Origin of the sequence: Neptuniibacter sp. 2_MG-2023 (assembly GCF_030547495.1) — a bacterium.
GTDB lineage: Bacteria > Pseudomonadota > Gammaproteobacteria > Pseudomonadales > Balneatricaceae > Neptuniibacter.
In genome coordinates, this window is record NZ_JAUOQC010000008.1 from 135496 (window position 1) to 147079 (window position 11584).

The 11584-nt window shown below is 41.5% G+C and carries 11 protein-coding genes; 6 read left to right on the plus strand and 5 right to left on the minus strand.

Annotation, left to right across the window (positions count from 1 at the left end):
- Nucleotides 1-582 precede the first annotated feature (582 nt).
- Together Q4486_RS09815 and Q4486_RS09820 are read left to right on the plus strand one after the other, a co-directional pair.
- Nucleotides 583-2409 (plus strand): PQQ-dependent methanol/ethanol family dehydrogenase, encoded by a 1827-nt coding sequence (locus Q4486_RS09815; RefSeq protein WP_303519260.1) that lies wholly within the window; start codon nt 583-585, stop codon nt 2407-2409.
- Between the two features lie 93 nt (nt 2410-2502).
- Nucleotides 2503-3141, plus strand: coding sequence for a pentapeptide repeat-containing protein (locus tag Q4486_RS09820; protein WP_303519261.1), 639 nt, complete (start codon nt 2503-2505; stop codon nt 3139-3141).
- A 47-nt stretch (nt 3142-3188) separates the two neighbouring features.
- Here Q4486_RS09820 and Q4486_RS09825 read toward each other — a convergent pair whose 3' ends face one another.
- From Q4486_RS09825 to Q4486_RS09840, 4 genes are all read right to left on the minus strand, one after another.
- Nucleotides 3189-3833: a response regulator transcription factor gene (locus tag Q4486_RS09825; RefSeq protein WP_303418036.1), complete on the minus strand. Its 645-nt coding sequence runs from the start codon at nt 3831-3833 to the stop codon at nt 3189-3191.
- Nucleotides 3830-5116, minus strand: coding sequence for a sensor histidine kinase (locus Q4486_RS09830; protein WP_303519262.1), 1287 nt, complete (start codon nt 5114-5116; stop codon nt 3830-3832). Before Q4486_RS09830 ends, Q4486_RS09825 begins: the two co-directional genes overlap by 4 nt.
- Before the next feature lie 139 nt (nt 5117-5255).
- On the minus strand, nt 5256-5891 hold the full coding sequence (locus Q4486_RS09835) for a response regulator transcription factor (RefSeq protein WP_303418039.1): 636 nt from the start codon (nt 5889-5891) through the stop codon (nt 5256-5258).
- 145 nt (nt 5892-6036) lie between these two features.
- On the minus strand, nt 6037-6474 hold the full coding sequence (locus Q4486_RS09840) for a copper-binding protein (RefSeq protein ID WP_303418041.1): 438 nt from the start codon (nt 6472-6474) through the stop codon (nt 6037-6039).
- A gap of 175 nt (nt 6475-6649) precedes the next feature.
- Here Q4486_RS09840 and Q4486_RS09845 point away from each other — a divergent pair, with 175 nt between their 5' ends.
- From Q4486_RS09845 to Q4486_RS09860, 4 genes are read left to right on the plus strand one after another with little or no spacing between them, the layout of a single operon-like run.
- Nucleotides 6650-7828: an ABC transporter substrate-binding protein gene (locus Q4486_RS09845; RefSeq protein WP_303418042.1), complete on the plus strand. Its 1179-nt coding sequence runs from the start codon at nt 6650-6652 to the stop codon at nt 7826-7828.
- A gap of 14 nt (nt 7829-7842) precedes the next feature.
- A complete protein-coding gene (locus Q4486_RS09850; protein WP_303519264.1) occupies nt 7843-8814 on the plus strand; it encodes a YVTN family beta-propeller repeat protein in 972 nt (323 codons plus the stop codon).
- Nucleotides 8815-8863: 49 nt separating this feature from the next.
- On the plus strand, nt 8864-9604 hold the full coding sequence (locus Q4486_RS09855; protein WP_303418045.1) for an ABC transporter ATP-binding protein: 741 nt from the start codon (nt 8864-8866) through the stop codon (nt 9602-9604).
- Nucleotides 9601-10386, plus strand: a complete 786-nt coding sequence (locus Q4486_RS09860) for an ABC transporter permease (RefSeq protein ID WP_303418047.1) — start codon at nt 9601-9603, stop codon at nt 10384-10386. Before Q4486_RS09855 ends, Q4486_RS09860 begins: the two co-directional genes overlap by 4 nt.
- Nucleotides 10387-10404: 18 nt before the next feature.
- Here Q4486_RS09860 and Q4486_RS09865 read toward each other — a convergent pair whose 3' ends face one another.
- Nucleotides 10405-11583: a nitrate/nitrite transporter gene (locus Q4486_RS09865; protein ID WP_303519265.1), complete on the minus strand. Its 1179-nt coding sequence runs from the start codon at nt 11581-11583 to the stop codon at nt 10405-10407.
- Nucleotide 11584 lies beyond the last annotated feature (1 nt).

The following is an 11584-nucleotide window of genomic DNA, read 5'->3' on the forward strand; positions in this document are numbered from 1 at the left end:
TCAGCAAGAATTGTACTTTGGGTTCCAAAAACTACTCCCTTGGTATCAAACCACCTACACAGCAGTACTTAAGTGCTATATTCTCGCCTAGACAAATAGAACCAAAGTTCTAAGTTGTCAGATATAAATGCGAATGATTCTCCATTACTGAAATGGTATTTTATACCTCCTATTCAAACTAAAAGAATGGAAGTCCCGCCGAGGAAGAGCTCTTTTCTACAAAGCTGGCAACTTGATATTGATACCTTCTATGACCTCTTTTAACTGTAATCATTCAGCTCAGCCTTATATTTCATGCCCTTTCAACTTATCACCCAGCAACTGAATGCAAGATAAATAAAACATACAAATTCATTAGGGTGTTTCTTTATCAATAACTTATGCGCTTTAGCAAAGTATTAGTTTTTCGCTTTTTCTCGCGAAAATATCCCGATATTGAGAGGCATATTTCCCTTAAGGAAGGGCTTCGATCCCATGTTACTTGGGCTTGTTTCCGTAGCCGCATCTCTGCTGGCAAAACTAGAATCTCAGTGCTCAATTTACAAAAAAATAAAACGCTATTCGTTTACAGGGTTTATAAAAATGACAAAAATAATAGGAACGGGAATCAAGCCTTTATGTGTTGCGATCACTTTGTCGCTCGCAGCTACTACAGCAATTGCTAAACCTGTCACTTGGAATGACATTAAGAATGATGCCAACACTCCAGAAGATGTTCTTGGTTACGGTATAGGACCAAAAGCTCAACGCTGGAGTGATTTAACTAAAATCAACGATAAAAATATAGACGCCCTTGTTCCTGCATGGTCATTCTCTTTTGGCGATGAGAAGCAGCGCGGTCAAGAATCACAAGCACTTGTACATGATGGCATCATCTATATTACAGGTTCTTATTCACGCATATTTGCCGTAGATGCTAAAACAGGTAAAAAAATCTGGTCATACTCTTATCGCCTACCGGACGACATTCGTCCTTGCTGTGATGTAGTTAACCGTGGTGCTGCTATTTTCGGTGATCTTGTTTACTTCGGTACTCTAGATGCGGCTATCGTTGCGCTTGATAAGAAGACCGGTAAAGTTAAATGGAAGAAAAAATTCGGTGATCATACCGAAGGCTACACAATGACTGGCGCGCCGACGATCATTAAAGATCAGAAAACAGGCAAAGTTCTTTTGATTCATGGATCATCTGGTGATGAGTTCGGTGTAGTTGGTAAATTGTTTGCACGCGATCCAATGACAGGCGAAGAGATTTGGATGCGTCCTTTCGTAGAGGGACATTATGGCCGCCTAAATGGTAAAAAAGGCTCACCTACTGGCGATCCAAAAGCACCTTCTTGGCCTGATGATCCAAATTCACCAACAGGTAAAGTTGAAGCATGGAGTCATGGTGGTGGTGCCCCTTGGCAATCAGCTAGCTTTGACGTAGAAACCAACACTATTATCGTAGGTGCGGGTAACCCTGCTCCTTGGAATGGCTGGGCGAGAACATCACCAGGTGGCAATCCAGCTGATTACGATAGCTTATACACATCAGGTCAGGTTGCCGTTGATCCATCTACAGGTGAAGTTAAATGGTTCTACCAGCATACACCTAACGATGCTTGGGATTTCTCCGGTAATAACGAATTAGTACTTTTTGAGTACAAAGATAACGGTAAAACTATTAAAGCAACAGGTCATGCTGACCGTAACGGTTTCTTCTATGTAGTAAACCGTGAGAATGGTGACTTCATTCGTGGCTTCCCATTTGTTGATAATATCACTTGGGCAACACATATCGACCCTAAAACTGGCCGTCCAGTAGAAGTTGAAGGTCAGCGCCCTCCTCTACCTGAAGCAGGCAAGAAAAAAGGTAAGTCTGTAGAAGTATCACCTCCTTTCTTGGGCGGTAAAAACTGGAACCCTATGGCTTATAGCCAAGATACAGGCCTCTTCTATCTAGGTGCTAACCACTGGAAAGAAGACTACTGGACTGAGGAAGTTCACTACAAAAAAGGTGCAGCATACTTAGGCCAAGGTTTCCGTATTCGTAAGATGTATGAAGACCATGTTGGTGTGCTTCGTGCGGTTGATCCTAAAACAGGCAAAATCGCATGGACTCACAAAGAAAAATTACCATTATGGGCAGGGGTTCTTGCCACTAAAGGTAACCTTATCTTTACCGGTACTGGCGAAGGTTACTTAAAAGCATTTGATGCTAAAACAGGTAAGGAACTATGGAAGTTCCAGACAGGTTCAGGGATTGTATCCTCTCCTGTAACTTGGACTCAGGATGGTGAGCAGTATATCGGTATCGCAAGCGGTTACGGTGGTGCTGTACCTCTATGGGGTGGCGATATGGCTGACTTGACTAAGCCTGTTTCGCAAGGTGGTTCATTCTGGGCGTTTAAACTAAAGACTAAATAACAATTAGTTTTTCGCTTTATTTAAATAGATTCTAATCTATCTATATAGCCCTCTTTCATCACTATGATAAGAGGGCTTTTTTTTGGAGCACACATGAAATTTATTATCCCTATTGGTCTCTTATTTTGCGCATCCAATCTTTTTGCAGACGAGATGGTTATCAATGGCTGTAAAATAGAACCTAAAGCGCAATGTGCAAATATGGATCTATCCGGTGCAGATTTAAGACTCGTTGATCTTCGTAACGCAGACCTAAGCGGCGCGAACCTATCAGGAGCCGACTTACGTCATGCAATCTTAAAAAATGCAAACCTAGGCAAAGCGGACTTATCGGGAGCAAATCTAGCACGTGCTGATATGCGACACGCTTCAGTAAAAGGCGCTAACCTTTCATCTGCAAACTTAGAAGCCATTAATGGCTGGACGCTTTTTGGTCAAGGCGCGAACTTTAACAACGCTAATCTGTATGGTGCAAATTTAGAGTTTTCCAGATTAAGTAACGCTAAATTTGAGGGGGCGGTGTTACGAGCGGCTAACTTAGAAATGGCATGGATGACTAAAACAATTCTAACCGGTGCCAATTTAGAAAATGCCAATCTGCAAGAAGCAAAACTGAATGGCGCGTCACTAGAAAACGCTATATTCACGGGCGTACAGAAACGTTATGCCTCATTTCAAGCTACATATATGGAAGGCTGTGTAGATTGCCCGTTTGATTGGGCTAGAGATTAAACGATCATGGATTAACGCACCGGCATATAATACCGGTGCGTTCTATTTTAACTAACTTCCACACCGACCTTAACTACACCGGTTTCAATAGCTAAATGCACTAATTCCGCTGTCGAGCTTATCTGCAACTTACTTTTTAAGATCGACGTGTAATTAGAAACTGTCTTATTACTGATAAATAACTGCTCAGAAATTTGATGTACGCTACACCCTTGTGCCAGCATAACAAAAATCTCAAACTCCCTCTGTGTCATATCTTTAAGGCGTTGATCTTTCTGTTCAGGTCGAGTAACCGCTAAACGCATTGCCAGTTCATGTTCTACATAAAGTTGGCCTGCAGCTACTTTTTTAACCGCATCAATTAATATTTCAGGCGTGCAACTTTTAGTTATGTAACCTTTGGCTCCAGCCTCCATTGCCTGGGCAACAACCGGTGACTCGTCATACATACTAAAAAATAAGATATTAATATTTGAATCACGTTGTAAAATTCTACGAGTTGCTTCAACGCCGCTAATCCCTTGCATGTTTACATCCATAATCACAATGTCAGGCTTATCTGTTTGGCAGAGATTAAATGCCTGATCGCCATTACTTGCTTCTAGAACATCGCAAGGCGCCAACATGGTTGATAGAAGACTTGAATAGCCTTGACGAACAACCGCATGATCGTCAGCAATAATTATTTTCATACTTCCTCCTCAACAACAGGGATTTCCATAGAAACCATGCTGCCACCTTCGGCTAACTGTTTAAAATTTAGAGTGCCTTGCATACAGCGTGCTCTTTCCCGCATCGATCTTAATCCTAGGCCTGAACCTTCTGAACATTCAGAACCTACACCATTGTCACTTACTGTTAATGCAAGCGAATTTTTATGACTGCTCAAACTTATATCCACCAAACTTGCCTGTGCATGGCGAGCAATATTATTTAATGCTTCTTGAATGATTCTATAAATATGAGTATTACTTTCATCAGATAAAGAGATCAGATCATCAGGGAGTTGGAGGTTTACTTTTATATGATGGGACTGACTCCAATTATCAACCAATGTGCGAATCGCCTCCAATAAACCCAATTGCTCTAATATAACGGGATGAAGTTTACGAATTAACTGCCTAAAGCTGATATGCATCGCATCGCAATTAACTGTAATCTGCTCTCCAACAGATGAAACCACATCCGGGTTATTGGCCGACGCTTTAATTAAATAAGCTTGCGCCCTAATACCTGTTAAGTATTGCCCTAGATCATCATGTAGTTCTCGAGCAAGGTGAGCGCGCTCCTTTTCTTGTAAACGCATTAGCTCGTGGGTCAACCTTGTATTATCACGCTCAGCATTTTCTAGCGCATGAGCCATAGCATTAAAATGCTCTGACAAGTCATTGATTTCTCTTATTGAATAGTGATCAAGTCGCGCTGCAAATCGGCCCTTTTCTATATCTTTTAATGCATTAAGAAAATCGGTTACAGGCTTAACACCCTGTCGAACACCTATATAGATCGCAAGATTTGATAGCAGTGCACTGAGAGTAAATAGCACTAAAACATTTTGTACCGACTCCCACACCTCCTCCACTTCATCAGAAGTATCAGCCTGCAGACGTAAAGCTCGGCCATCAGATAAATATCTAAAGTATTGCTTTTCTTCTACATGATCTAAACCAGGAATTAAATTAAAAAACCACTCAGGCACTTCATCTGAGTGATGAGTTAGCGGGCTATTATCTGGCAGCTGGGTATTTTCTACGATAGACAGGTGAACATGACGTGTTTCACCTTCAAGCAGGTTTTGCAGTAAGGCTTCGTCAGTAGCCGCGGCACTCAGTAGTTGATGAGTAAAACTCACACCCGCCGTCACTTCCCGAGTAATATCTTTAGTGGCTTGTTGAAGCATGTCATATAAAGTTACCAATAAAGCAAAGGCAAATACGAGTGCAACAACTAAATTTAAACGCAAAACTGCTTTCATCTACATACCTAATTCAGAATATAGCGAAGTTAGGTTCCGCTATAGCTTAGTATGCAAACCTCATAGGGGGGAGCTGTATTCCTCTATAGCAGTATTCAAACTAACACTTAGGTACTAGATTGCACCCGTGATTAGCATTTTAATGGGCGATTTTGATAACGCCTGCATCAATAGCTAAATGCACTAATTCGGCTGTAGAACTAATTTTTAGCTTACTTTTTATCGTAGTCACGTAATTAGATATAGTTTTAATATTTAGGTTTAGGGTGTCAGAAATGATTTGATTGCTCTGTCCGCGCGCTAGCATGACAAAAACCTCAAACTCACGCTGGGTTAATTCTCGTAACCGCTCATCAGAAATATTTTGTGAATTGAGCGCTAATTTCATAATTAACTCATACTCAATGAATATTTCACCTTTGGATATTTTTGTTACTGCTTCAACGAGGGTTTTGGGAGATCCAGATTTAGTGATATACCCCATAGCGCCAGTGTCCAGCGCTTGCTTAACGATAGGTGCTTCATCATACATACTAAAGAACAGCACTTTTGCATCATTATCTGCTTGCAAAATGCGAGTGGCAGCTTCAATGCCACTAATGCCTGGCAAGTTAATATCCATAATTACAAGGTCTGGCAACTCCTTCTGGTAGAGTTCGCAGGCCTCTTCTCCACTTGCCGCTTCAACGATTTCGCAATCCTTAATAACCGTCGGAAGAACACTTGCGTATCCTTGTCGCACAACTGAGTGGTCATCAGTAATTAGGATTTTCATGGAGTCTCCAGATAGGAAAATAATATCCCCCATCCTACCATGAAAAACAGGCTATTTTATCTATCTGTGAAGGGTAAACTAAGATAAAAATACTCGCCTAAAGGCTAAGGCGAGTATTTTGATACAAACAACCACTAAGGCGTTATTATTTAACGTTAAATACGCCTTCCATTCCTTTCTCTTCTAGGCCTTCAGCGTAAAACTCAAAGTTACCTGGCTGTAAAGGAACGAAGTAAATTTCTGCCTCAGCTTCCTGTTCAAATTCAAGCTCAGTAACAGTCATAGTTTTTATTTCCATATCGCCAGCTTCGAGTTTACGCAGGAAAATGGAAGCAAAAAATTCTGGTGCTTGTAGAGCATATTCAGTTTGACCGCTAGAGACTATTTTCAGCTTATAAGCCTTACCGGTCTCAAGTTCATACTCTTTTTGCGATAGTTCATAACGGTTATCTTCAGTTCCTAAAACAAGATCTGGTAGTTTCGTTGGCCTAGTTGTTAAATCACCTTTTGCCATTGCAGATAAACTTGAAAGAGCTAAGACAGCAGTTAGCGTTCCCATAGTAATTTTTTTTGCAAAATTCATTCTTCACCTCGAGCATTAAGAGTATTTAGTTATTATGTGCACCATGCTAAAGATAGCTCTGGGCAAAAGAATGCTACTTCGGTACTAATTGTTTTCTACTTTATTCATATTCCGAGTTCACGAATTCCCGCCTATGCTGGGATAAATACACTAACGGTAAGCTTGTATAACTATTATGTTTCATAATCATAGAAAAAACGCGCTAGCGATAACAGTGACCGCTCTATTGGGTAGCAGCAATGTTTATTCCGAGATAGAGGTGAATATCAGTTACTTACAACAGGAGATTGATCAAGGCCCCGTTTTATCTAATATCCTGCCTGAACCTGAAGATGCGGGCTTACAAGGCGCAAAACTGGCGATTCAAGATAGTAATACAACAGGCCGCTTCCTAAAGCATAAGTACCAGCTTCAAGAATTAGTTGATGAAGATCCTGAAGTTTTACTAAGCAAGGCGAAAGCGCAATATGACGCGGGTATTAGATACTTTGTTGTAAATACCGATGACCAAACAATTAGTAAATTTACAGAAACTTTAGGTAAAGATGCACTTATCTTTAACGCGGGCTCAACGACTAATGCCTTGCGACAGCATATGTGCACCCCCAACCTTTTCCATACAATACCAAGTAGAGCAATGCTAACGGATGCATTGGCACAGTGGCTTAAAGCAAAACGTTTACAAAAAATCTTTATGATTACCGGCGCCACACCTGAAGACAAAGCCTACAGCAACTCTTTCAAGCGTTCAGTGAAACGCTTTGGCTTATCAATAGTGGAAGAAAAAGACTGGAGTTTCGATACAGATTTACGCAGGACTGCACAATCAGAAATGCCTCTGTTTACTCAACACCGCGATTACGATGTTGTATTCGTGGCTGATGAGCGAGGAGATTTTGGTGAGTATGTACTCTATAACACTTGGCTACCTAGACCTGTTGTTGGAACCCAAGGACTAATGCCTGTCGCATGGCATCGTGTTGTTGAGCAATATGGTGCCGCTCAGCTGCAAAGCCGTTTTGAGAAAAGCTCTGGCCGCTGGATGAACGGCAAAGATTATTCCGCTTGGGCCGCTGTGCGAACGGTTGCAGAAGCGGTAACGCGAACACAAACTAATGATGCATCTACGAATGAAGCTTATATCAAATCAGATCAATTTCAGTTGGCTGGATTTAAAGGCCGCAAGCTTGACTTTCGTAGCTGGAATGGACAACTTAGACAGACTATTCCATTAGTTCACCCTCGTTCGTTGGTATCTCTTTCGCCTCAAGAAGGCTTTTTACACCCAACGAATGAGCTCGATACATTAGGATTTGATCAAAAAGAAACTGACTGCACCGAAACACGCAAATAAAAATTGGAATAATTATGAATTTTAAAAAATCACTTACCGCATTAGCTGTTGGTAGCTTGCTGGCCTCTTCTGCACTTTATGCAGAAACGGCTTATGTCTCCAATGAAAAAGATGACACTATCTCAATCATTGATTTAGATACGATGACTGTCACTGACACAATCAATGTTGGTGAGCGTCCTCGCGGCATAATACTTTCTAAAGATAATTCTAAACTTTATATCTGCGCATCTGATTCAGACACTGTACAAGTAATGGACCTTGCCACCAATCAGATTATAAAAGAGCTACCTTCAGGTGAAGATCCTGAACAGTTCGCCCTTCACCCAAACAATCGTCATCTATATATTTCAAATGAAGATGACGCCCTAGTTACTATCGTTGATACTGAAACAAGTGAAGTGCTTGCACAGATTGATGTAGGCGTTGAACCTGAAGGTATGGCTGTCAGCCCTGATGGAACAATGGCGGTTAATACAAGTGAAACAACCAATATGGTTCACTGGATTGATACAGAGAAACACGAATTAGTAGACAACACTTTGGTTGACCAGCGTCCACGCCATGTTGAATTCAGCAAAGACAGCAAATTGTTGTGGGCAAGTGCTGAAATTGGTGCAACGGTTTCTGTTATTGACACCGCTTCACGTAAAATAATTAAAAAAATCACCTTTGAAATTAAAGGTGTTCATAAAGATAAAATACAGCCCGTTGGCGTTAAACTTTCAGACGATGGACGTTATGCTTTCGTAGCTTTAGGACCTGCTAACCATGTTGCAGTTGTCAACGCTAAAACTTATGAGGTTGAGGACTACATCTTAGTTGGCCGTCGAGTATGGCATATGGAATTCAACCAAGATCAAAGCCTACTTCTAGCAACGAACGGTATCAGTGGCGACGTATCAATCATCGATATTAGCAAAATGAAAGCCATAAAAACCATCAAGGTGGGACGGTACCCCTGGGGTGTTGTAATTAAACCATAATTTGTAAATGAGGCCTCCAATTGGAGGTCTCAACTTATTTAGGAACTGTATGACAATTTCAGTAGAGTCGCTTAGCTTCAGTTATGGCCCAAAACAAGCATTACAAGATGTTAATTTCCTACTTGAGAAAGGAGTATTTCATGCTCTGATCGGGCCGAACGGGGCCGGAAAATCCACTTTATTCGCCCTGTTGACTCGTCTTTATGAGCTACAGGGGGGCAATATTTATATTGATGGACAAAGTATCAAAGAACAGCCCTCCAGCGCCATGAAGCGGATTGGTGTCGTCTTCCAGCAAAGCACCCTCGATTTAGATCTAACTGTAACCCAAAACCTTCTTTATCACGCCTCGCTACATGGAATCTCCTCCAAAGAAGCACAAAAACAGATTGATAATGAACTTGATCGTATGGAGATGAAAACACGGGCTAACGAAAAAGTGAGGGGGCTCAACGGTGGACACCGTAGACGTGTTGAGATCGCAAGAGCCTTACTTCATAAACCCGATATTTTGCTATTAGACGAACCAACCGTTGGTCTAGACCCTCAAACGCGAAGAGGACTTAATCGGCATGTTCGTAAGTTATGTGATGATGAAAACATCACAGTTTTATGGGCCACACATTTAATGGAGGAGATAGATATTAATGATCCAATCATTCTCTTGCATAAAGGCAGTATTTTGTTGGATTCAATCGCGAGTACAATGATTGAAAAATCGGGCGAGCAAAACCTAACAGATGCCTTCCATAAATTAACAGACAGTGAGTCCTTTGGAGGTGCCCAATGAAAGTTTCTGCATCCTGGTACTGCTTCAAAGGAATATTAATACGTGAGTTTTTGCGTTTTGTTCAACAACGTTCCCGTTTTTTAAGCGCATTAATTAGACCTCTACTTTGGCTTGTGGTATTTGCAGCGGGCTTTAGAGCGGCATTAGGTATCGCCATTATCGATCCCTATGAGACCTACATCACATATGAAACCTACATAGCACCAGGTTTATGCTGCATGATCTTATTGTTTAACGGTATGCAAAGCAGTCTATCGATGGTGTACGACAGAGAGATGGGGAGTATGCGAGTGTTACTGATGAGCCCTCTTCCTAGACCTTACTTACTGCTATGTAAAATGGTTTCAACCGCCCTTATATCTCTAACGCAGGTTTATGCTTTTCTCTTGATCGCATTGCTTGTTGATGTAGAGCCTCCATTGCTAGGTTACCTAACAGTATTGCCTGCTCTTTTGCTGGTCGCCCTTTTACTGAGTTCATTAGGTCTATTTCTTTCAACTAGAATTAGACAACTCGAAAACTTTGCTGGCGTGATGAATTTTGTAATCTTTCCAATGTTTTTCCTATCTTCCGCACTTTATCCCTTATGGAAAATGCAGGAAGCGAGCGAATGGTTATATTGGATCTGTGCGGTTAACCCCTTTACTCATGCAGTAGAACTGGTTAGATACGCGTTATATCTAAAACTGAATACTGATGCGATGTTTATTACTGCAGGATGTACTCTGTTTTTTGCTGTACTTGCTGTCACTGGGTTTAATCCTCAGAAATCCGGTAAGTAAGCGCAAAATAAAGCCTGATTAAATATCAGGCTTTATTTTTTTAAGTCGTCTTAAGCTAAGTAATCCCAACAAAGGACCGGGTGCGAGTAACAGCATAACCCACTCAATAGGAAAGCTATCCAATAACATGGCGGTCATTTGTGTCGCTATAATAGTGATGGTAAAACCTATTGCGTTAATCATAGTTAACGCACTGCCAACAACCTCGTTAGGTGCTGTTCGAGCGGATAAAGCTGAAAATTGAGGGGAATCAGCCACAACGGTTACCCCCCAAATAGTCCAAAATATTACTACCACAACAAATGGCAGCTCGAAAATAAATGGCGAAAGCAAACAGCAAACGCCTGAACAAAACAGCATAAACCTAGCAACATGCCAGCTTCCTAGTTTTAACGAAATATGCCCGCCTAACATGCACCCTAAACCACCGACACCAATCACATAGAAAGACCAAAATGGGATATTAAGATCAACCTCGTTCTGAGCTGCCCAGGCAATAAACCAATAAGGAGCTAAAGCTAACACAGCATAAAGCTCCCACATATGGCCAAAGTAGCCACCGGCGGCTGCTTGTAAAGGTTTGTCTTTCATAGCGACCCATAGATGTCTAAACCTGAGAGCACCACCTTTATGTAAAGCGGGGCCGTCAGGAACAAACAACAATACCAATAAACCACCAATAACAGAGCAAGCACTGGTTAAGTAGATAACCGACTGCCAGTCATTAAACTCAAAAGAGGCAAAGAGGTGACCTGAGGATGTACCTAAAGCTAAAGCACCAACAAGATAGCCCAATGCTAGGCCTAAGCCTTCAGGGTACCAACCTGTCGCGATTTTCATACCAACAGGATAGACCCCAGCTAACATCATCCCGCCAAAAAAGCGCAATAATAAAACCTGATTAAGGCTATCAGCCCAAAAAGCTATTTGAAGGTTAAAGAAAGCCGTGCCTACAGCACAGATAAAAAATAACACCCGAGGTGATATACGATCAGCTAAGGCTAAAAAGGCAAAAAACAGAGCGCCTACAATAAAGCCAAGTTGAACCGAGTTTGTTAACTCAGCCACCGCACTATTGGGGAGCGACCATTCAGCTTGTAATACAGGTAAAATAGCATTACCCGCGAACCATGTAGATGTACCAAGCAGCTGAGCTGCAACAATTGCAATAAGGATGTAGCGAGGTCTATTTGTCATT

What these genes read in the sequence shown, in the direction of transcription:
- Q4486_RS09815 (WP_303519260.1), top strand. Translation starts at nt 583, where the DNA reads ATGACAAAAATAATAGGAACGGGAATCAAGCCTTTATGTGTTGCGATC.
- Q4486_RS09820 (WP_303519261.1), top strand. Translation starts at nt 2,503, where the DNA reads ATGAAATTTATTATCCCTATTGGTCTCTTATTTTGCGCATCCAATCTT.
- Q4486_RS09825 (WP_303418036.1), bottom strand. Translation starts at nt 3,833, where the DNA reads ATGAAAATAATTATTGCTGACGATCATGCGGTTGTTCGTCAAGGCTAT.
- Q4486_RS09830 (WP_303519262.1), bottom strand. Translation starts at nt 5,116, where the DNA reads ATGAAAGCAGTTTTGCGTTTAAATTTAGTTGTTGCACTCGTATTTGCC.
- Q4486_RS09835 (WP_303418039.1), bottom strand. Translation starts at nt 5,891, where the DNA reads ATGAAAATCCTAATTACTGATGACCACTCAGTTGTGCGACAAGGATAC.
- Q4486_RS09840 (WP_303418041.1), bottom strand. Translation starts at nt 6,474, where the DNA reads ATGAATTTTGCAAAAAAAATTACTATGGGAACGCTAACTGCTGTCTTA.
- Q4486_RS09845 (WP_303418042.1), top strand. Translation starts at nt 6,650, where the DNA reads ATGTTTCATAATCATAGAAAAAACGCGCTAGCGATAACAGTGACCGCT.
- Q4486_RS09850 (WP_303519264.1), top strand. Translation starts at nt 7,843, where the DNA reads ATGAATTTTAAAAAATCACTTACCGCATTAGCTGTTGGTAGCTTGCTG.
- Q4486_RS09855 (WP_303418045.1), top strand. Translation starts at nt 8,864, where the DNA reads ATGACAATTTCAGTAGAGTCGCTTAGCTTCAGTTATGGCCCAAAACAA.
- Q4486_RS09860 (WP_303418047.1), top strand. Translation starts at nt 9,601, where the DNA reads ATGAAAGTTTCTGCATCCTGGTACTGCTTCAAAGGAATATTAATACGT.
- Q4486_RS09865 (WP_303519265.1), bottom strand. Translation starts at nt 11,583, where the DNA reads ATGACAAATAGACCTCGCTACATCCTTATTGCAATTGTTGCAGCTCAG.